The 22,228-nt window shown below is 55.0% G+C and carries 17 protein-coding genes; 14 read left to right on the top strand and 3 right to left on the bottom strand.

All coding sequences use genetic code 11. From position 1 onward, the window contains the following. The first annotated feature begins 281 nt into the window (after positions 1-281). Positions 282-2,126, top strand: coding sequence for a heparinase II/III family protein (locus EYB31_RS11000; RefSeq protein WP_165452339.1), 1,845 nt, complete (start codon positions 282-284; stop codon positions 2,124-2,126). A 31-nt stretch (positions 2,127-2,157) separates the two neighbouring features. On the opposite strand, the gene EYB31_RS11005 is transcribed toward EYB31_RS11000, so the two are convergent. Next, entirely contained in the window at positions 2,158-3,153 is a 996-nt protein-coding gene (locus tag EYB31_RS11005; RefSeq protein ID WP_131013376.1) for a DMT family transporter, read from the bottom strand. A 149-nt stretch (positions 3,154-3,302) separates the two neighbouring features. On the opposite strand from EYB31_RS11005, the gene EYB31_RS11010 reads away from it, so the two are divergent. After that, positions 3,303-4,181: a LysR family transcriptional regulator gene (locus EYB31_RS11010; RefSeq protein ID WP_165452340.1), complete on the top strand. Its 879-nt coding sequence runs from the start codon at positions 3,303-3,305 to the stop codon at positions 4,179-4,181. A gap of 122 nt (positions 4,182-4,303) precedes the next feature. On the opposite strand, the gene EYB31_RS11015 is transcribed toward EYB31_RS11010, so the two are convergent. Then, positions 4,304-5,056, bottom strand: a complete 753-nt coding sequence (locus EYB31_RS11015; RefSeq protein ID WP_338119927.1) for an MBL fold metallo-hydrolase — start codon at positions 5,054-5,056, stop codon at positions 4,304-4,306. 242 nt (positions 5,057-5,298) lie between these two features. Beyond that, positions 5,299-6,708, bottom strand: coding sequence for a sulfatase family protein (locus EYB31_RS11020; RefSeq protein ID WP_131013378.1), 1,410 nt, complete (start codon positions 6,706-6,708; stop codon positions 5,299-5,301). A 290-nt stretch (positions 6,709-6,998) separates the two neighbouring features. On the opposite strand from EYB31_RS11020, the gene EYB31_RS11025 reads away from it, so the two are divergent. From EYB31_RS11025 to aspA, 12 genes are all read left to right on the top strand, one after another. Continuing rightward, positions 6,999-8,219 carry a PucR family transcriptional regulator gene (locus EYB31_RS11025; RefSeq protein WP_131013379.1) on the top strand — a complete coding sequence of 407 codons (1,221 nt, stop codon included), beginning with the start codon at positions 6,999-7,001 and terminating at the stop codon, positions 8,217-8,219. Positions 8,220-8,373: 154 nt separating this feature from the next. Further along, positions 8,374-9,498, top strand: a complete 1,125-nt coding sequence (ald, locus tag EYB31_RS11030; protein WP_131013380.1) for an alanine dehydrogenase — start codon at positions 8,374-8,376, stop codon at positions 9,496-9,498. Between the two features lie 87 nt (positions 9,499-9,585). Then, a complete protein-coding gene (alr, locus tag EYB31_RS11035; RefSeq protein ID WP_131013381.1) occupies positions 9,586-10,893 on the top strand; it encodes an alanine racemase in 1,308 nt (435 codons plus the stop codon). 179 nt (positions 10,894-11,072) lie between these two features. After that, positions 11,073-12,062, top strand: a complete 990-nt coding sequence (locus tag EYB31_RS11040) for a serine hydrolase domain-containing protein (protein WP_131013382.1) — start codon at positions 11,073-11,075, stop codon at positions 12,060-12,062. Between the two features lie 152 nt (positions 12,063-12,214). Further along, complete coding sequence (locus EYB31_RS11045; RefSeq protein ID WP_131013383.1) at positions 12,215-12,526, top strand: hypothetical protein; 312 nt, start codon at positions 12,215-12,217, stop codon at positions 12,524-12,526. Positions 12,527-12,790: 264 nt separating this feature from the next. Then, positions 12,791-14,020, top strand: a complete 1,230-nt coding sequence (locus EYB31_RS11050) for an ROK family transcriptional regulator (protein WP_165452341.1) — start codon at positions 12,791-12,793, stop codon at positions 14,018-14,020. 268 nt (positions 14,021-14,288) lie between these two features. Then, positions 14,289-14,933, top strand: coding sequence for a D-sedoheptulose-7-phosphate isomerase (locus tag EYB31_RS11055; RefSeq protein WP_240762306.1), 645 nt, complete (start codon positions 14,289-14,291; stop codon positions 14,931-14,933). Then, a complete protein-coding gene (locus EYB31_RS11060; RefSeq protein ID WP_131013385.1) occupies positions 14,933-15,901 on the top strand; it encodes an ROK family protein in 969 nt (322 codons plus the stop codon). Before EYB31_RS11055 ends, EYB31_RS11060 begins: the two co-directional genes overlap by 1 nt. Positions 15,902-16,108: 207 nt before the next feature. Then, positions 16,109-17,617, top strand: a complete 1,509-nt coding sequence (locus EYB31_RS11065; protein WP_165452342.1) for a DUF5050 domain-containing protein — start codon at positions 16,109-16,111, stop codon at positions 17,615-17,617. A gap of 360 nt (positions 17,618-17,977) precedes the next feature. After that, complete coding sequence (locus EYB31_RS11070; protein WP_131013387.1) at positions 17,978-19,330, top strand: amidohydrolase; 1,353 nt, start codon at positions 17,978-17,980, stop codon at positions 19,328-19,330. Beyond that, positions 19,327-20,628 (top strand): CapA family protein, encoded by a 1,302-nt coding sequence (locus tag EYB31_RS11075; protein ID WP_131013388.1) that lies wholly within the window; start codon positions 19,327-19,329, stop codon positions 20,626-20,628. The genes EYB31_RS11070 and EYB31_RS11075 overlap by 4 nt, the downstream gene beginning before the upstream one ends. A gap of 19 nt (positions 20,629-20,647) precedes the next feature. Next, positions 20,648-22,078, top strand: coding sequence for an aspartate ammonia-lyase (aspA, locus tag EYB31_RS11080; protein WP_131013389.1), 1,431 nt, complete (start codon positions 20,648-20,650; stop codon positions 22,076-22,078). Positions 22,079-22,228: the final 150 nt, after the last annotated feature.

Consider the following 22,228-nt stretch of genomic DNA (forward strand, 5'->3'; position numbering starts at 1 on the left):
CCGGTATACAGCGGTTGCGTCCACCTGCTCCGATATGCGAAGCGGGGAGAAGCAGTCGGCGCTTGAGCGGCGGCATCCGGTACCGGACTTTGCTCTGCGGAAATGGAAATGTGGAAATAGAAGTTTACTAGATTTTGGATTTTCAGTATGATGCAAGTAGGTCTTGATATTCGGGCGATGGTTGCGGCAACCGGTGCGGATTCAAGCTAATTTTACGGAAAAAGGCTGGCTTTGTCCGCGTGCGGATACAGCGGCCTTTTATCATGGGGAGGCAGCTTCATATGATAAGCTTCAACCGGATTCATAGCGCAGTGGCAGGAGTTCATCCAACTGCAAACCGCAAGCGGCTGTTGGGAGTAGAACTGGCGGAAGGGCTGCCGGAGCGGCTGAGAAGCGCGCCGCATCTGGCGAAATTGCTGGAGCAGGTCAAGGCGGAAGCCGAAAGGGCTAAGCTTGAGCCGCTACCGGAGCTGCCTTTTTCATTGTTCCATTTGTTTGCTTCCGATGGATCGAGGAAGCCGTTTGAAGGTCCGTATTTCGAGAGAAGAAAGCGACTGCTTGCGCTGACGTTGGAAGCGTGGTTCCACCCGCAGCAGGAGGACCTGGAGACGCTGCAAAATACAATATGGTCGATTTGCGATGAATATACGTGGGCGCTGCCGGCACATGTTCCTCACACGCTGGAGGGTGCACGGACATCGCGGGTCGCTCCCGAACAGGTCGTCGATCTGTTTGCCGCGGAGACGGCTCATGCGCTGGCGGAAACGCTGTATTTGCTCGGCGAACGCATCAATCCGTGGATCGGCTTCCGGGTGCGCAGCGAGATCGAAAAGCGTATTTTCCAGCCGCTGTTCAGCACGCCTGTTACGTTCCACTGGGAGTCGGCCACCCACAACTGGGCGTCCGTGTGCGGCGGTGCGGTTGGCATGGCGGCGATGCTGCTGGTAGAGGACGGGGAACGTCTGGCGGGCATGATCGACCGCGCCGTGCGGGCGATGGGAAGTTTTCTGGAGGGCTACGGTGCCGACGGCTGCTGCGCCGAAGGGGTCGGCTACTGGAATTACGGGTTCGGTTATTTCGTTTATTTTGCAGAAATGCTTTTCGCTTATACGGAAGGCCGGATTAATCTGCTGGAGGGGGAGAAGATCAAACGCATCTCCGCTTTTCCGGCGGCCGTATCGCTGACGGGCGGGACTTTCGTCAATTTCTCCGACAGCGAGCCGTCGTACATCATGAATCCGGGGCTGCTCAGCAGAGTCCATCAGCGCACCGGACAACCGCTGCCGGCTATGAGCGCAGAGGCGGAGCTGCATGTCGATCACTGTTACAGGTTCCCGCATACGACACGTAATGTGCTGTGGACCGATCCTTCGCTGTTCGGCGGCGAGCTGGCTGAAGGCGAATTTTATTTTCCCGATACATCTTGGCTTGTTGACAAAAAACGGGCCGGCGGCCGTTTGTTCGGTTTTGCCGCCAAAGGCGGGCATAACGAGGAACCGCATAACCATAACGATCTGGGTCATTTTTTGCTGCATGTTGCGGGTGAAACGCTGTTAACGGATCTCGGCGCCGGCGAGTACACGCGGGATTACTTCAGAGAAGGCCGCTACGGATATATCCATAACGGCTCCCAAGGTCACTCCGTACCGCTCATCGGCGGACATACGCAGGTGGCCGGCCGCTCCCATGAGGCTCAAATATTGGAGTATCGGCGCGAAGGAGATACGCTGTTGTTTGGCTTGGAACTTACCGCAGCGTATCCCGACGAAGCCTCGCTGCGCTCGCTTATCCGCACTTTTGCATGGAGGTGCGATGAAGCAGGGGGCGGAGCAGAGCTGCTGCTGACGGATACTTTCTCTTTTGCGCAAACCGGAATGGAGGTGGAGGAGACGTTTATTAGTCTGCATCAGCCGCTGATCGGAACCGGGTCCGCCACATGGCGGGGACTTAAAGGGGAAGTCGAGATGCGTTACGACGCAGGTGTGTTTGAGCTTGCTCAAGAATCGACCGAGACTCGCGATCATCATGCCAATCCGCTCACCGTGTATCGCACACGGCTTAAAGTAAAAGAGCCGGCGGCTGAAATACGCTGCAGCTGCAATTTCATCTGCCGTGTGCTGCAATAAGGCGAATGATGCCGGGGCGGAGCCGGCGGGATCAGGTATTTTTACCGATTCCTCCGGCTTGTTTCGCCAAACCGCTTTTGCCGTCCGCGGCGGTCACGCTTTTTTTGCCATACCGGCCCGCGACATTGTTGGCGATCATCGCAATCAGCGTTAAGGCGATGCCGTACAGCTCCGGCATACCGATGCTGTAGCCGATCAGGGCGGTGATTAATGCCGACACGACAGGCACGATGTTATTCAAGACCAGCGACGCGTCGACGGGGGACATTTTTTTGCAGGCGATGTTCCAAGACAGCACTGCAGCCACTCCGGCAATTAAAGCCATGTACAAGAAATGCCATATGTTAGCGGTCAGATCGTGCCATGCCGGCATAACGAACCAGCCCATTGGAGTGCCTGCCGCGGTCAGGGCGATATTGCTAACCGTGCCCAACATACAAGTCAGCGCGGTATACCGGAGCGGCGACCAGGAAGGGAACATCGACGCTCCGATCGTATAGATCGCCCAGCATACGACGGATGCAAGCATGAGCAGAACGGCCCACAACGCGGCGCCTCCGGGAGCGATGGTTTTGACATCGCCTTTTGTCGCAACGAGGAATACGCCCGTCAATCCGATGACGATAAACAGAAGTGTCAGCGGCGACAGCCGGATTCCTTTCCAAATCAGCAAAATGAGAGCCGTAATCAGCGGCATAAACCCCATCATCACCGAAGAAAGAATTGGCCCGGACGGTCCGGCGAGCCGCTGCCCAGCAAATACGAGCCCGTTGTATCCGGTAAAAGCCAAAGTACCGTACAGCCAGACCAGCCATCCTTTGCCCTCCAGCCGAAAGGCGTCTTTTCCTTCCGTGAGCGCCAGCAGCGGCACAAAAACCAGCGCTGCCAGCAAATAACGAATCCCTACAAAATACATGGGCGATACGCTTTTAAGCGTATGGGCGGCCACGGGAAACTGCGCTCCAAAAGCGATTCCCGAGAAGATGCTGCAGGCCAGCCCGATCCACCGGCTGTTTGAATTCGACATGCCAACCACTCCTTTTCCGCCGTCATTGCTGCGGCGTTATGTGTTATGATGTGAAATAAAGTAAAGTCATTATAACGCGGCGAACGGGAGTGCAGAACTTCCCTTTTGCATGATGGGTATAACATATCGTTATGGGGGGAGCGGATCGCATGCAGGTGGATTGGTATCGCAGCTTTACCGAAGCGGTAAAGTGGAAAAGCTTATCCAAAGCCGCGGTAAAGCTGAATTTGACGCAGCCGGCGGTAAGCAAACATATCCGCAGCCTGGAGGAGGCGTTTGGCGTGGAGTTGTTCCGGCGGGGCGCGTCAGGGGTTGAGCTGACGGAAGCCGGGATGCGTTTTTTGCAAAGAATTGCGCCGGTTGTAGCGGAGATTGAATCGATCAAAACGGAAATGCGCGAATTTGCGGAACGTCCGAATTATATTCTCGGCAGCTTGCCAAGTGTGGCGGCCCATGTGCTCCCCGGCAAGCTGCGGGAGCTGCACGACGCCCGGTACCCGCTGGCCGTCAGCGTTCGCCCAACGTCGGGCGAGCTGTTGGAAGGCGTGCTGAACGGCGCTTTTGACGCAGCGCTGATTGATGAACCGGCGGCGGGCAGGCTTTGGAGCAGAGAGCTGTTTACGGAGCATTTTGTCGCTATATTCCCTGAGGGGCACCGTTTCAGCGGATGTGAGGAGTTGAGCATTGCGGAGCTGGCGGAAGAATCGTTTGTATTTACGGGTTTTTGCAATATTCGCGAAAGGGTCACCGAAGCGGCGGGAAAATACGGCTACAAACCCGCCGTCAAGCTGGAAGTAGACAGCTACGATTATTTGCTTGGCATGATTACGGTTGGCAACGACATCACGGTGCTGCCGGAACTGTTCCGCAAACAAGCGAAACGGCTTGGCCTGAAGTCCGCTTTAATCAAGGAATGCGGGCTGCGGCGCACGATTTCGCTGGTTGCGCGAACCGCCGAGACCGGCTCTAAAATGTTCCGTCTGCTCAACAGCGGCGTACCGCAAGAATACTTGGCTCAAACGCCGTAAATCCGCGCAAGTAAATTCATACATCGGATGAACTCACCATTCAAAAGAAGGCAATTGAGCCCGCAAAGGAGCTCTATCGCCTTCTTTAATTTCTAGCTTATATGCACATATGGCAGATTACCTCACTGCGCTTTCACGGCAGCCAGCTCGGCAAGCCGGTCCATGACATGGTCTCTGAACAAACCGCCATGATAACATACGACCGTTTCCATCTCGCGGCCGCATAACTTGGCGATCGAAGTTTGTGCGGCCGTTAAGTCCAGCGTTGTGCCGGGTTCGGACCCGTACAACTTCCCGTCGCGGACGACAAGAGCATCACCGGCAATCAGCGTGCGCGAAGGCTCGTGATAAAGACTGATATGCCCCGGTGTATGGCCGGGCGTATCGATGACCGTAATGCCTCCGCACCAGGGAAGACGTTCTTCGCCTTGAACGAGGCGATCTACCTTGGCCCGCGGCGGATTGAGCATAATCGCTTTAAGTCCCTTGCGGAACGATTCCGGCACTTGTTCCGGCATCCGGTCGATGCTGGCAATAGCCTCATCGGTAAACTTAAGCAGTCTTTGATCTCCTTGAATATAAGGTTTTTCCAGCTCATGAGCCGAAACTTCAACTGTGGAAGAGCTCTCGGCGATCACTTGCAGATTGCCGATATGATCGATGTCTTGGTGTGTGACGATGATGCGGTTCAGCCGTTCGGGCTCTACTCCGTAAGCCGATATTTCTTGGCGAAGCTGATCCCATTGACCGGGAAATCCGGTATCAACCAATACGACATCCCGTTCGTCCCATAACAGAACCGGATGAATGGTATTCGCCTGGCCCATAATAGGGGCGGTGATAGAGAGCATGGCGATGCCTTGAGCGATAAGCAAAAAGGTTCACACTCCTTAAACGGTGAATGGCCCGGCCGGGGTCTACGTTTTATCTTAAATCGATTTATATTATTTGTAAACTATAAATATTTTATTATAACACAAAATAAATATTTATGCAATGTTTAAATAAAGTTATAACATGAATAATTCACTATTGATTAATCGATATTTGCTGTCAATCTCTTGTTATCGTATGATATCGATATTTTTTACTGATTTCTGCGTCGGGTTCCGCTTCGTTACAACTTGCGGCCCAACATCAGCTGGCGGCGCATCCATTCATTTTGCACCAGGCTGTCTCCTTCGGCGACAAGAACGTCATATAATCGAGACCGCAGATCGGCGATAATCTCGCGGCAAGCGGGGTCACGGATCAGATTGTGCAGCTCGCCGGGATCTTCCTGCATATTGTACAATTCGTCGGTATCGGCCGTATTCCATATATATTTCCATTCCAACGTGCGGATCATACGTTGGGTGTATAGACCGAATTGCTGCCCGTTATAGGTGGCTACCGCTTCGTTTCGCCAAACCTCGGGCTGCCGTCCGTTTAACAGCGGGAGCAGTGACGAACCGTGAAAACGGCTCATGTCCGGCCGGTGTCCAGACAATTCCAGCAGCGTTGGCGGAAGATCCAGCATGTTGCAGACGAAACGGTCGCAGACGCTGTCCGGCTCGATGCCCGGACCGCGCACAATCAGCGGAACTTTGACCACATCGTCATAAAGAATGTAATGCTTATCCATCATCCGGTGCGCTCCGCACATATCGCCGTGGTCTGCAGTGAACACAACCCATGTACGCTCTGCGGCAGAGACGGACTCCAGCGTCTGCAAAATACGTCCCACCGCATCGTCCAATTGGCTGATAGCCGCATAATACCGGGCGACGACAGGCGCCCAGTCTTTCCATTCATAATCCTCAATGCCCCAACTGTACAGCTGCTGGTTTTGGATATACGGTTTTCCGGCGAACGTTTCGCGAAAGTTATGCCACTCGGGGATATCCTCCGGCGAGTACATCTCGGCAAAGGGGCTTGATGGCTGACAGGGCAGATGCGGCTCGGGAAAATGAACCTGAACATGCCAAGGTTTTCCCGCATCTTCAAACCCGCGAATCATCGCCGAAGTTTGATCGGCGAGCCAATGCGTGCGGGAATGCTCAACGGCGATCGGATCCTTTTCGCCGAAATAACCGTTGCTTTTCGGAAAAGGCACTCCCGTCGTCTGCCGGAATTCGGCGTAATCGTGCTCCCCTATGTAACGATCGAAGCCGTATGCAGTCGGATCGTGCTGCGGACTGACGCCCCATTTGCCGATAAAACCGGACTGGTATTGATCTGCCAGCTCCCGCGGCCAGGCATACTGCTCCGGCGTCAGCGAGGACACCGGCAGCGCGCCGCTGTAGTTCCACAAAGCGCCAAACGTCTCCGCCCTTTTTCCGTGAATAAACGCCTGCCGCGCAGGGCAGCAGACCGGTATCGGGCTGTAGGCGTGGGTAAACTGCATGCCTTCGGAAGCAAGCCGATCCAGATGCGGTGTGTAGACCGGGTATTTCCCCGCCACGCCGAGGCAGTCATAACGGCATTGATCGGCTGTAATGATAAGCAGATTGGGAGGCGGCTCCGGCCGCCGGGTAACATGATCCATCGCAGTATTCCTCCGGATTTACAAATAAATAGCAGATGACTCTTTTATCCATTGTACGGCACCGCTAGGAAACTTCATTGCCGATTCGGCCATTTATACGACCGAACGGGAGGTTCAGCAGGCGGAACTGGCCAGCCATGCCATTAAACAAAAAAAATGACTGACAGCGCAGGCGCGGCGGCTTGCTTAAAGCCGAGTCTGCCGGAAAATTTCGCAATTGTTGAGGCCGGAAAATAGCGTTATACTAGAACTCAGCTATTTTTGTACTCGGTATAAGCTAGGGAGCTTTGATGATGATAGAGAAAGATTGGCTGGATCGGCCTTTTGAAAATTTTATGGAGCTTGCGGACGCGATAGGCGAAACGCTGGAATGTCCGGTGACGATCGAAAATGCCAACCATCAGTTGATCGCTTACAGTTCCCACCATGCGACAACGGATCCTGTGAGGACGGCCACGATTATAAGCAGGCAGGTTCCCGAGCATGTCACGGGAGCGCTGTGGAAAAGCGGCGTGCTTCGGATGTTGATGGAAAGCGACAGTCCGGTGAAAGTAAAGGCGATTGCCGACATGGGACTCGGGGAACGTACGGTCATATCCATTCGCCACCACGGCGACGTGCTCGGTTACATATGGGTATTGGAGGAAGGACGGCCGCTTGACGCTAAAGGCACGGCGCTGCTGGTCAAAGCGGCAGGCATTGCCAAGCAGCTGATGCTTCAGCTGCAAATGCACAAGCATAAAGAAGACGAAGGCAGGCACAACTTTTTTTGGCAGCTGCTGACCGGACAAGGCCAGACGGATGAGTGGATCCGCGGCAAGGCCGCTTCGCTGCACATGCAGCTTCCGGAAAGATTTCAAATCGTCTTGTTTCAAGCGGACACGGATATGGCGCTGAATGTAATCCGGCAAATGCAATATTTGATGTCAGCGGCGGAAAACACGCAGATTGTCGTCCAAGTGCGAGACGGGCGGCAGTTCATCCTGCTTGTGTCGCCAAGCGCTTTCAGCCGGAGCGATTCGTCCGGCAGCACGTTGATTGGCTACGTGACACGTCACATGCTGGAGCGTTTCGGCACGGTTCTGGAAGGGGCAGCGGGTCTGGCTTACGATAGCTACACCTTGGTTGCCCAAAGTTATAAGGAGGCCCAGCAGCTGCTGGAGCTGAAGCGCCGGTTTCCTCGGGAGCTGCGGCTTGTAAGGGATTATCACAGCTTGGGTTACTACCGTTATTTGCCGCTGATCCATACGCAGCAGCGTTCGCCGTTCGAAACCGGCGTCATTGCAAAGCTTCGCAATTATGACCGCGAGCATAACAATTGCTTGCTGGACACGCTGAAAGCGTTTCTGGAGCTGGACAGCAACATCAAGGATACCGCAGACGCTTTGCAGATTCACCCGAATACGCTGAATTACCGCTTGAAACGAATTTCCGAGATCGGAGACATCGATCTTAAAAATATGGATCATAAAGTGACCGTCTACTTGGAGCTGAAGTTGGAACACTTGTGATGTTACTAAATATTACGCGATACGGCACATAACATGATGCGATTTGTGGTTTTAAACAAATACGCGGGATTATTTTCTTGGAATTAAACAATGTGGCCTCCTGCAGCTCCCCCTATAATGAATCTAAAGGTTTCAGTTTAAGGGGGACATTCAGATGAAAATTGGCGTGCCGAAGGAAATCAAAAACAATGAAAACCGTGTGGCGGTGACACCTAGCGGCGTCAAAGCGCTGGTATCCGCAGGGCATGAGGTGGCCATTCAGCGCGGAGCCGGAACCGGGGCGGGTTTTGCCGATACGGAGTATGCGGAAGCGGGAGCCCGTCTAAAGGAACACGCGGAGGATGTGTGGTCCCAAGCGGATATGGTGATGAAGGTAAAAGAGCCGCTGCCTGAGGAATATGTGTATTTCCGCGAAAACCTGATCTTGTTCTGCTACTTACATTTGGCTGCGGAACCGGAGCTGGCCCACGCCTTGCTGAACCGCAAGGTGATCGGCATCGCTTACGAGACGGTGAAAGCCGGCGGCGGATATCCGCTGCTTGCGCCAATGAGTGAAATCGCCGGACGTATGGCCGTGCAGCTCGGCGCCCGTTTTCTGGAGAAAAGCCAGGGCGGCAAGGGAACGCTGCTGAGCGGTGTGCCCGGTGTGAACCGCGGCCGGGTTGCGATTATCGGAGGCGGCATCGTAGGGGCCAATGCCGCGAAAATAGCGGTCGGACTCGGCGCGCACGTGACCGTGATCGACAGCAATGCCAATCGCCTGCGGTATTTGGACGATATTTTCGGCGTGTCGATTCAGACGGCGCTCTCAAGCGAAGCGGTGATCGCCGAAGCGGTTGCGGCTGCCGATCTTGTCATCGGCGCCGTACTGGTGCCTGGTGCAAAAGCGCCCAAACTGGTGACAACGGATATGGTCCGTGCGATGGCGCCGGGCTCCGTTATTGTGGACGTGGCCATTGACCAAGGAGGCAGCGTGGAGACGGTCGACCGTGTAACGTCTCACGACAATCCGGTGTATGTGCGGCACGATGTGCAGCATTATGCGGTGCCCAATATTCCCGGCTCCGTGCCGAGGACCGCAACGCTTGCATTGTGCCAGTCGACGCTGCCCTACGCTTTGAAATTGGCCGGATTCGGCGCAGGCAAAGCCATTAGCGAAGACGAGTCGCTGGCTCAGGGCGTAAATACGGCAGCCGGTTTTATCACAAATCCCGCAGTTGCAAGCGATCTGGGTTATGACTACTTGCCGGCGGAACAGGCGATACACTCTTTTGCATAGGGACGCTCGTTGCCTCGGGAGCACGGCGAATTGCCGCGAATCAGCGAATGAGGCAAACGCGAATTTATTTGACAGGTGATTGGATTGATGAACAGCTTAAGGGATACTTGGGCGGAAATTGATTTGCCGGCCATTGAGCATAATGCGGCGTTGTTCCATTCGCTGCTTGCTCCTTCGTGCAGGCTGATGGCCGTGGTCAAAGCGGACGCCTACGGTCACGGGGCGGTTCAGACGGCGGAAGCGGCTATTCGTGCAGGGGCCCGTTATTTGGGAGTTGCGTTTGCGGACGAGGCGGTGCAGCTGAGGGATGCGGGGATTCAGCAGCCGATTCTCATTCTGGGCTATACGCCCCCTCGGTCAGTGGAAACGGCGGTTCGTTGCGGGGCGGCGGTAACCGTGTTCTCGCGCGAGGTATTGCTTGCCGTCATCGGCGCGGCCAGGCGGCTGGGACGGCGTACCGTCGTTCATATCAAAGTGGATACGGGTTTGGGACGGCTTGGCTTAAGCGGCAGCGATGAAATAGAGGAATTGATTCGCGAAGCGCTTGGCTCCGGTTGTATCGAAGTAGAAGGCATATTCACCCATTTTGCCGCCGCCGATCATGCGGATGCTTCGTTTACGCGGCTGCAATATGAAAGGTTCCGCTCGATCTTGCGCGGACTGGAAGCGGCGGGGATCGATATTCCGCTGAAGCATGCTTGCAACACGGCAGCAACGCTGCAATATCCGGAATATCATTTGGATATGGTCCGTGTTGGCATCGGCTTATACGGTATGTGGCCGGGCGATTTGCAGCATCAGATGGCGGCGGCCGGAGACCACACGCGGCAGAAAAATGCCGCTAACCGGGAAGTGCGGCACAGTTCCGGGTTAAAGCCGAGCTGCCCTCCAGGCAGTGAGCTGCAACCGGCGCTGCAGTTGAAAACGTCCGTTGCCGCACTGAAGCGCATACCGGAAGGGCATCCGGTCAGCTATGGCTGCACCTTTACAGCCGGCCGGCAAACACTGGTTGCCGTGCTGCCGATCGGGTACGCAGACGGTTATCCCCGGCTGCTGTCCAATCGTGGAGAAGTGCTGATCGGCAACCGGCGGGCGCCGATTATCGGCCGTATCTGCATGGATCAAACGATGGTGGATGCGACCGATTTGCCCGATATTCAAATCGGCGACGAAGTGGTGTTGATCGGTAGCCAAGGCGACAGCGCCGTGTCTGCCGGTGAGGTGGCGGAATGGGCGGATACGATTCATTACGAACTGGTATGCGGCATTGGCAAAAGGGTTCCCCGGCTGTATTCCCAAGCGAAGAGCATGCCGGTCGGGTCGTTGGTTCCAACCGGCTTCCGGTCCGGTCGGCTGGTGCAGGCTGCGGCGGTTAACCTGGACAGTAAGCGGTAAATGGGTGCAGGCTATGGAAGTCAACCTGGACGTTAGCCGTAAGCGTGTGCCGGATACGGCGGTCAACCTAGACGGTAAGCGGTAAGTGTGTGCCGGATACGGCGGTCAGCCTAGGCGGTAAGCGGGGGCATAGTCCGATTTGCAGCCGGTCAGCGCAAATCGATTTAGGAGGGAATTTAATGTATACGGATCAACGGCTTGCCGATTATTTCGAGCAGACGGCGTCTACCGGCACGTTCAGCGGTGTCATATTGTCCGCCCATCGCGGAGAAATCCGTTACTTGCGGGCTTTTGGTCTTGCCAACCGCGAGCACGGCGTTCCCAATACAACAGAGACCCGTTTCCTGATTGCTTCGATCAGTAAGCCGATCACGGCGCTTGCCGTGATGCTGCTGGAGGAGCAAGGGCGACTGCGGGTGACGGATACCGCCAGAACCTATTTGCCTGAAATCGCTGAATTGGATGAGCGGATCACGATTCACCACCTGCTGACCCATACGTCCGGTCTGTCTGATTTTGAAGGGCTCCCGGGTTATTTTGAAACAAGCGGAAAGCTGTCGTTTGTTAATGAGGCCATTTTCGGCTTGATTGCGGGCGAGCTTCCGGACTTTTTGCCCGGGGAAGGCTGGAGTTACTGCAACACCGGCTATAATGCGCTGGGGCTGATTATCGACCGGACGGCAGGCATGCCTTACGAGCAGTTCGTTCATTCGCGCCTGCTTGAACCGCTTGGCATGGCGGATACCGGGTTCGCTGAGTCGGAACGGATCATACCGCGGCTGGCCGGAGCTTATACGGAAAAAGCACAGGAGATCGTAAAGGCGCCTTTTTTGGCGGCGGAAAATTTTCGCGCTTCCGGAAGCATGTATTCGACAGCCGAAGATTTGCTGAAGCTGGACCGGGTGTTTACCGGCGGCCACCACGCGATAACACGTGAGGATACGATCAAACGGATGCTGACCCAACATGCTTTTGCGCAGACCCGTTATTACGGCTACGGATTGTCTTTGTATGAGCACAGCTACGGCCATGGCGGATCGCTTCCCGGGTGCAGGTGCATCTATCGCCATTATCCTGCGCAAGACCGGACGTTCATCTTCCTGAGCAACTGCGATTTTGGCGGCACCGACGACTTGCTGCGCGGAGCGGAAACGATTCTATATGCATAACTTTTCCGAATGACGGCAAAAACCCACTCGTTTCCCGGCATTTTCTCATATTTTGAAGTAACAACATATGAGAGAGGGATTATATGCGCAACAAAACCAGAAAAAACGTTCGAGCCGCAGCGCGTATATCGCGTCAATCATCACGGCCGTTTTTGAACAAAGCTCAGGTCAACGGACTGTTCTCGGGGTTTGGCGGCGGAGGTGCAACCCCGGGCGGCGGCGCAGGGGCCGGTGCCGGAGCAGGCGCTTCGCTGTTCAGCAGTTTCGGAGGCTTTGACGGGCTGATCAAAATGATGGGGCACATCCAGAAGTTTTATGGAATCTACAAGCAAGTCACTCCGTATTTCAAAATGTTTTCGTCCTTTATGCAGCCGAAAGCGGCTACGGCAAGTATCCGCACCGCAGAAAAACCTGCTCGCGGCCGGCGTATTCAACAAACTGGAGTGAAGTATAAACGGCAATAAAATACGGTATCGTAATATCAAACAGCCGGAATCCACATAGGATTGACGGCTGTTTTTGCGTGCGCCGTCTGACAGCGGCCCGCATGTCCAGATCAGTGTGGGGCTGAGGGTGAGGTATTTTTTTGATCAATTATTTCATCCATCGAATTAATTCATCCAATGAATAAAATCGTTGACATATACTGGCATGGGATTTACTATTTTTATAAGCACACATTCATACAAAGCAGATTTCCAAAAAAACAACACGAAGAGGGTATCACCATGCACCAAGCTCCTTCCACTCGCGGCACCAACTTGGAACATGTTCAGGAAATGAATCGCGCTTTGGTCATCCGGCAGCTGCGGAACACTCAGGCTATCTCGCGTGCCGAGTTGGCCAAGACGACAGGGCTGCAGCAATCGACGATCACGAATATCGTAAACGACCTTATCTCATGGGGGCTTGTGCAGGAAACCGGCATGCTGCAGGGTGGCAGAGGCCGCAGGTCGATCGGGCTGAAGCTGAACGGCGGACTGTTAAAGGTGATTGGCGTGCGGTTGGCGAGAGCTTTTGTCTCCGCGGGTTTATTCGACATTGACGGCAAGGAGTACGCGATCCAGCGGGTTGAGGCGGACGTCCGCAATCAACCGGAACACGCTTTCCATATAATGAAAGAAATGATCCGCGAGCTGCTGGGCGGAGAGCACCGGCAGGTCATTGCCGGCATTGGGCTTGCCGTGCCGGGGCCGCTGCTTAGCGACGGCGGAAACATTTACTTGATGGCCGATTTTATGAAATGGGAGCCGGTGTTTATCCAGCGGGAATTGGAAACCGAGTTCGGACTTCCTGTTTATGTCGAGCAGGACGCCAGGGCGGGAGCGCTTGCCGAATGGTGGTTCGGATCGCAACGCCAGCAGCAGGGGACGATGATCGGAGTGCTGATCAGCCAGGGCATCGGGGCCGGCATTATCACGGACGGCCAACTGTACAAAGGGCAGGTCGGTTTTGCCGGCGAAATTGGCCATATGAGCATCCATTACAACGGCATCCGCTGCGAATGCGGGAATCTCGGTTGTCTTGAGCAATATTGCTCGGTAAAAACGGTCATGAACGACATCGGCGTTTTGTTGAAGGACGGAGAGCCCAGCAGCTTAACCGAAGGGTTTACTTATGCCGACGCCATCTCGGCGCTGCAAGAAGAGGATCCGGCATGTGTTAAAGCATTTGATAAGGCGGCACGTTTCTTAGCCTACGGATTGGTAAATATCGTCAATACGCTGAACCCGGACCGGATTGTGCTGGGTGATGATTTGGCGCTTGCCGGCGATTTTCTGCTGGAACGGGTGAAGGCGGTGTTGGCCGACCGGACGTTGCCGGGCGCTTATGAGAAGCTGGCCGTTCAGACGAACACGGTTTCTCAGGATCCGGTTCTGGTAGGCGCGGGAGCGCTGATCCTTGACGATATTTTGCAAAGACCGGCTTATTTTAAAAACAAGAAAAACTTCGATTGAAGTCCTTCAAAGACGCGCGACCACGGTCTATATAAGTTGAACAAAAGAACATCAGGGAAAAACCGGAGTGCAGTGGAGAAAGGGAATTGCCTTGCAGGCGAGTTTTGGCTTTGAATTCCTACCATCCACCGGCCCATTTAATAAAAGGAATTTAAAACAAGTTGTTTGAGCCGGCAAGGCAATCCCTTTCGGCATGGAACGGGCTTCCAAATCATTTGTTCAACTTATACAGATGAAGTTTTCTAAAAAAAGGAGAGAAATAACGTTGATGAACGAACAGCAAACCCAAACTATGCAAAGTCTTCTGGCCAAATACCCGGACGTCGCTCCATGCGAAGAGGATATTAAACACACATTTGCCTTGCTGAAACAAACGTACGATCAAGGCGGCAAAGTATTGCTGTGCGGCAACGGGGGAAGCGCCTCCGATTGTGAACATATTGTCGGCGAGTTAATGAAGGGATTTATGTCCAAAAGGCCGCTGCCGCAGTCTTTGCGGGATCGTTTTAAAGAGTTGTTTCCGCAGGAGGGGGATTTCCTTACCGACCATCTGCAAGGTGCGCTGCCGGCGATTTCGCTGGTTTCCCATACGTCGCTGATGACGGCATTTATGAACGATGTGTCGTCAGAAATGGTGTTTGCGCAGCAGGTGCTTGGTTACGGTAAACCGGGAGATTCGCTGATCGGACTCAGTACTTCCGGCAATTCCGCCAACGTCGTACGGGCGATGCAAGTGGCTAAGGCGCTTGGCATGAACACGATCGGCATGACCGGCCAAGGCGGCGGCAAGCTGGCGCAGCTGTGCGATGTGACGATTCGTGTGCCGGAACCGATCACGCCGGACATTCAGGAGCGGCATTTGCCGATCTATCATGCTTTATGTATTTTGCTGGAAAAGGAGTATTTCGGTTAATGGGTGTATTGGCTGGTTTGGATGTAGGAGGCACGAAATGTGCGGTTAGCTTGGGCAGGCTGAGCGGATCGGACATCGAGCTGATTGCCAAAGAAAGCTTTCCAACGCCGCCGGGACCGGCGGATACGATAGCCGCATTCGTCCGCACGCTGGACGACATGCTTCGCCTTCACGGCGGCGGCCGTCTCGCAGCGATCGGCATCAGCTGCGGAGGACCGCTCGACAGCAGGAGCGGGCTGGTGCTGAGTCCGCCGAATTTGCCGAATTGGGACCGCATCGATATCGTATCGCCGTTCCGCGAGCGCTACGGCGTTCCTGTCGGCCTGCAGAATGACGCCAACGCTTGCGCCCTCGCGGAATGGAAGTGGGGCGCAGGCAAGGGCTGCAGCAACATGATATTCCTGACATTCGGCACAGGAATGGGGTCCGGACTTATTTTGGACGGCCGGCTGTATTCCGGAACCAACGATATGGCCGGGGAAGTGGGGCATATCCGCATGGAAGAGGATGGGCCGGTCGGCTACGGCAAAGCCGGCTCCTTCGAAGGCTTCTGCAGCGGCGGCGGGATCGCCCGGCTGGCGGCGGCGATGGCGGCGCAGAAGCTGGAGCGGGGAGAGGCGCCGGCTTTTTGCCGGACGCAAGAGGAGCTGGCAGGCATTACGGCGCAATCCGTCAGTGCGGCTGCGGGCCAAGGCGATCCGCTTGCGCTGGAGGTGTTTGAGATCGTAGGCCGGCAGCTTGGCCGTGGGCTTGCGTTATTGATTGACATATTAAATCCGCAGCGCATTGTGATCGGCAGTATTTACGGCCGGCAGCAGGCGTTACTGGAGCCAATTGTTATGGAAGAGCTGAAGAAACAGAGCCTCCCGTTGTCATTGTCCGTCTGCCAGATCGTTCCGGCAGGACTGAAGGAGCATGTCGGCGATTACGCCGGCCTTTCCGTCGCTTTGAATGAATTGAACGCGTAGCACCCGCATGTTATTCCCATATTCTGCTTGCGTTTCTGCTTCCGTACTTCGGCAGCCGATTGACCGCTGTTCAAGCATTTGCTTGGACGGCGGTTTTTTTGCGTGCGATTTTAGTATGTGCTGCGTCCAGTGCAACTTTTCGGATTGCCCCTGCGTCTACATCACTGGTAATTAAAACCAATGATATGCCCGGAGGAGAATCAGTATATGAAACGAATGATTATTATTTTGGCGTCACTATTGGCATTTCCCGCGACAATACCGGGTAATGAGGCAGCTGCGGTCTCCGCTCACCGGATAGAAGTGTCGCTTCCTTCTTTTCCCGTATTTTTAAATCATACTCCGGTCGATAATCTTCACAGCCAGTACCCTTTAATCGTATACAAAGACATTACCTATTTTCCGATGACGTGGGACTACTCGCGGGCGCTTGGCCTCACGACCTCATTTGACAGCCGATCCGGTTTTTCAATCGATAAAGGGAATGCGCCTAAAGCTTTGACGCAAACGCTGATCCCCGAAGCCAATACATTTTCGGCTGCGGAAGCGGTGCTGCCCGATTATGCCATTCAGGCGGGAGGGGAGCGGATCGATAACGCGTCCGAACCTTATCCGGTGCTGTCGTTCCGCAATATTACCTATTTTCCGATGACATGGAGATTTACCCATGATGTGTTCGGGTGGGACACCTCATGGGATAATCAAAGCGGCTATCGCATCGACACGGCCGCATCATCGGACAGCGCGCGGCCCGTTTCCGAAAATGACAACTTTAATTTGAACAATGGCGGACAAATGGCGGAAGCTGGAGAATGGATCTATTTTAACCCGAACAGCAGCTACTTCGGCAATAACTATTTATACAAGATGAAAAAGGACGGCAGCGAAAAACAGAAGCTGACGGACGATAACGCCGCTTCCATCAATGTGAAGGGCGAGTGGATTTATTATACCGTGATCGATAAAAGCAAAAATGAACATCAAGGCATCTTTAAGGTGCGCACGGACGGTACCGGAAGGACCCGAATATCCGATGCTCCGGCATATAAAATAACCGTGGACGGTGACTGGATCTATTACGTAGACCAAAAGTTAACTGGACAAGGGCAATATTCGGTCGGCTTCTACAAGACGCTTGGAATCAAGAAGATCAGAACCGACGGCACGGAAGAAACAAACTTGTTTCAAGGGAAAACGGAAGAGCCGCTGCGAAACGCTGTGTCCGACTCCATTCATGTCCAGCAAGACTGGATTTATTTCGTGCAGCCCGGCGACTCGGAGCAGCCCGACAAATTAAGCAAGATCCGCAAGGACGGGATGCAGCTGACGCCGATGAGCGAAGGACATTTTAATTCGTTCCTAATCGTAGACGATTGGATTTATTACGGCAACGACAATCAATTGTTCAAAATGAGTCTGCAAGGCTCCAGCAGCATCCCTCTCCGAAAATTTGACGAACCGGTCAACTTTGACACGCTCACTTATAACGACGGCTGGATTTATTACGTCAAAGGCAGGTTTGGCATCATGGGCTCTGCGTCAATCGAGAAGATTCGCATCGATGGCAGCGAACCTACCAACGTGATCGGCGGTGTACGCGCCGTAAGTCTGTTTCTCATCGGCGGCAAGCTTTATTTTGCAGGTGCGTGGGAAGGTGACGCGCCGCTCTATGAAGTGAAAGCAGACGGGCAAACGAAATTGCTCAAAGAGCAATAAGCGGCAAGACGGCTGCAGCACCCAAGGGACTTGTTGCGGGCAGTTGCGGTCTGTAGCCGATCATTATCCGTTTAGAGGTAAGTTCATATTAGACAACGGGGAGCCCTGGTGGCTCCCCGTTGTCTGCTAACGGATAGGATTCAAATATTCACATGAATTCGTATCGGGGTTTGTTTTTTCAGTGACCACATGATTTTTTTCGCCAGGTTTTTGCCGTTGCCGGATGCGCGCAAATTGATCTGCGCAAATTACGGTTGACAAGCGGCGGAGCTAATTTTATAGTTAAATAGGGAAGTATAAGGGAATATTTCCTTTAAAAAATACAGATTTACGTTTTACATAGGAGAGGAACGTCAACAGATGGAAATCAGTCAACAAGTGCAGGATATGAAGGACAAGCTTATTGCGAGAAGACGCGATTTGCACATGTATCCCGAATCGGGCTGGGTCGAATACCGCACTGCGGCGATCGTTGCCGGGCAGCTGAGTTCCCTCGGTTACGAGTTGCACATGCGGGAAGCGGCGTGCAGGCCGGAATCGCGTATGGGCGTCCCGAGTCCCGATGTGCTGCGGTTTCACGAAAACAGAGCGATTGCCGAAGGCGCCGATCCGGCATGGGTCGAGCGGATGCAAGGCGGCCATACCGCCGTCGTCGGCGTGATCCGTACCGGCAAACCGGGCCCCGTCGTCGCGCTGCGGTTTGATATCGATTCCAACGATTTGAGCGAATCGGAAGGCGAACACCACCGTCCGGCCAAAGAAGGTTTCGCTTCGCGCCACGACAACATGATGCACGCCTGCGGGCATGACGGGCATACGTCGATTGGGCTTGGCGTGGCGGGAATTTTGGCCGCGCGCCGTGATGCGTTGTGCGGTGAAATCCGTCTTCTGTTTCAGCCGGCCGAAGAAGGCAGCCGCGGCGCAAAAGCGATGGTGGATGCCGGGTGGCTGGATGGCGTCGATTATTTCTTCGGAGGTCACATCGCTTTCAAAAGCAAGACGCTTGGCGAAATCGTCGCATCGGTCGGCGGGTTTCTCGCCACGACCAAGCTGAACGTCACGTACACCGGCAAAGCGTCGCATGCCGGCGCCGCTCCTGAGGAAGGGCGCAATGCGCTGCTTGCCGCTGCGGCCGCCGCGCTGCATTTGAACGGGATCAACCGCCACAGCGGCGGCGCGACACGGATCAACGTCGGCACGCTGGAAGCGGGCTCCGGGCGCAACATCGTCGCCGACAAGGCGATCATGAAGCTGGAAACGCGCGGCGAAACGACGGAGCTGAACGGCTACATGAAAAGCGAAGCGATTCGCATCATTGAAAACGCAGCCAACATTTTCGACGTCAGCTGCGATTGGGAGCTTGTCGGCGAAGCGCCGGGGGCCGAGAGCAGCGAGGAGCTGATCCCGCTGATCCGCGGAGCGGCGGACCAGACAAGCGGCGTCACCTCATTTGTTCCGCATATGGAACTTGGCGGGTCCGAAGATGTCGTGTACATGATCAACCGCGTGCAGCAGCAGGGCGGCAAAGCGTCTTATCTGTTGTTTGGCTCGCCGCTTACGGACGGGCATCACGGCGTCAGCTTCGATTTTGACGAAAACGTGCTTGCCATCGGGGCGGAACTGCTGGCGAGGCTTGTGCTTGCATGCCAAGAAACGACGGAGCCGTCCAAACCTTGCGCCGTCCATGCCGCAAAGGAGGAAAGCCGCAGATGAACAACGCGATGACGTTTGTCGCTACGGGAGACAGCTTTATTACCCGCAGATTGCCGGCCGAGCGGACGGAACGTTTTGCCGGCATATCGGGCCTCATTCGCCGGGCGCACTTCCGCTTTACGAATCTGGAGGTGACGGCGCACCGCTTTGAAGGAACGCCTTCGGCGCTCAGCGGCGGCACATGGGCCGTCGCCCCGCCCGAAGTGCTGCAGGATATCGCGGATTACGGGTTTAACGCGGTGGCTTGGGCAAACAACCATACGCTGGATTACTTGTACGATGGCCTCGAAGCTACCGCCAAATATTTGGATCAATACGGATTTGTGCATGCCGGCGTGGGTCGTAATTTGGCCGAAGCCAGCGAGGTCAAATACATCGAAACGGCTGCGGGCCGGGTCGCATTGATCGCGGCGACGTCCACCTTCCACGATTTTTGGGCGGCCGGGGAGCAGCGTCCCGATCTTGCCGGCAGACCCGGCGTGAATCCGCTGCGGTATCATGCGAACCATATCGTTTCCGCCGAGCGGCTGGAGCTGCTGAAGCAAATCGCCGATACGGTACATATTAACGCCCAGCAAAAGTTGTCCAAAAAAGAAGGTTTTGCGACCGGCGCGGAGACCGACGTATTTATGTTCGGCAAACACCGTTTTATGGCGGGTGAGCGGGAAGGGCTGGCGACAACGCCACACGAAGGCGATATGCGCCGTATGTTGGTCCGGATTGCGGAAGCGAAGCGTCAGGCCGACTATGTGCTGGTCAGCATTCACGCGCATGAGATGGAAGCGGACGCCAAGGACAAACCGGCGGATTTCCTGAAAACGTTTGCCAGAGCGTGTATCGACGGCGGAGCGCATGCCGTGATCGGACATGGGCCGCATATTGTGCGGGGCATCGAGATTTACAAAAACCGGCCGATTTTTTACAGCCTGGGCAATTTTATTTTCCAAAACGACACGGTGACGCATCTGCCGGCGGATTTTTACGAGAAATATGGGCTTGGCCATACGGACACGATCTCCGATGCGCTGGACAAGCGCAGCGGCAATGAAACGAGGGGGCTGGGCACCGATCCGAAGGTGTGGTCGTCGATTGTGCCTTTTTGGACGATGGAAGACGGCGAGCTGAAAGAACTGGCGCTTTACCCGATCGAGATGGGCTTTGGCCAGTCGCGCTACAGCAGAGGTTGGCCGGCGCTGACCCCCGACACCGGCGTTTTGCAAACGCTGCAGATGTTGTCCGCTCCATTCGGGACCCGAATCGAAATCGCGGGTCATATCGGTAAAGTCATCATCTCTTAACATAAGGCGGCGATAGGCGATGAACGAAACGGTTGTGCAAACCCGGATCGAAAAAGATTTTCTCGGTCAAAAGGAAGTGCCGGCGGAAGCCTACTACGGCATCCAGACGATGCGGGCGGTAGAAAACTTTCCGATCAGCGGGTATACGATCCATAACGAGCTGATCAAAGCGCTGGCGATTGTGAAAAAAGCGGCTGCTATGGCCAATATGGAAACGGGCCAGCTGCATCCCCGGTTGGGCCGGGCGATCGTGCAGGCGGCGGAAGAAATTGTGCAGGGGAAATGGCACGAGCAGTTTGTCGTGGATCCGATCCAAGGCGGAGCGGGTACGTCGATCAACATGAACGCCAACGAGGTGATCGCCAATCGTGCGATTGAATTGCTCGGCGGGGTCAAAGGTGATTATTTCACGCTTAGCCCAAACACGCATGTCAACATGGCGCAGTCCACCAACGACGCCGTTCCGACGGCGGTGCACATTGCGGTGCTGGCGTTGATCGAGCGGCTGCTGTTGACGATGGAAGAGCTGCAGCGGACATTCAAGCGCAAGGCCGAGCAATTCGACCCTGTGATCAAAATGGGACGCACCCATCTGCAGGACGGAGTTCCGATCCGCCTCGGACAAGAATTCGGCGCCTATGCGAAAGTGCTGCTGCGCGATATGCAGCGCATCGGGCAAACCCGCCGGCATTTGTACGAGGTCAACATGGGCGCAACCGCGGTTGGCACGGGACTTAACGCCGATCCCCGCTATATCCGCAGCGTCGTCGGTCTGCTGGCAGAGCTGACCGGCCACCCGATTGTAAGCGCCGACAACTTGATCGACGCCACGCAAAACACCGACGCTTATACGGAAGTGTCGGCGGCGCTGAAGGTATGTATGATCAATATGTCCAAAATCGCCAACGATCTGCGCTTGATGGCTTCCGGCCCACGGGCTGGTCTCGGCGAAATCAGCCTGCCGGCCAGACAGCCGGGTTCTTCGATCATGCCGGGCAAAGTGAACCCGGTGATGTGTGAGGTCGTCAATCAGGTGGCCTTCCAGGTGATCGGCAACGACCATACGATTTGTCTGGCGTCGGAGGCGGGCCAACTGGAGCTAAACGTGATGGGGCCTGTGCTTGTCTTTAACCTCATTCAGTCGCTGAGCATGATGAACCAAGTGTTTGAGGCGTTTACGAAGTTTTGTTTGGAAGGGATCGAAGCAAACGAAGCGCGTTGCGCGGATTACGTGGAGCAAAGCGTCGGCGTCATTACGGCGCTGAATCCTCATCTCGGTTATGAAACGGCGGCCCGCATCGCCCGCGAGGCGACGCTGACCGGTAAGTCTGTGCGCGAGCTGTGCCTGCTGCACAACGTGCTGACTGAAGAGGAGCTGAACCTGATTCTTGATCCGTACGAGATGACGCATCCCGGCATTGCCGGCGCAGCGCTGCTGGACAAGCAATAAGGTGCGGGCTCCCAATGCCGGGCGGGCGATCGCGACAGTCGCGCGAACCGAAATCCGCAGGATATCACACGATTCTGTCGGACCCGAAACTCGGCTGATTTGCCCGATCCGAAGTTTGCCGACCGAGCCGACAATCAGGTGACTCGAACC

This window comes from Paenibacillus thalictri (assembly GCF_004307995.1).
Taxonomy (GTDB): domain Bacteria; phylum Bacillota; class Bacilli; order Paenibacillales; family NBRC-103111; genus Paenibacillus_AF; species Paenibacillus_AF thalictri.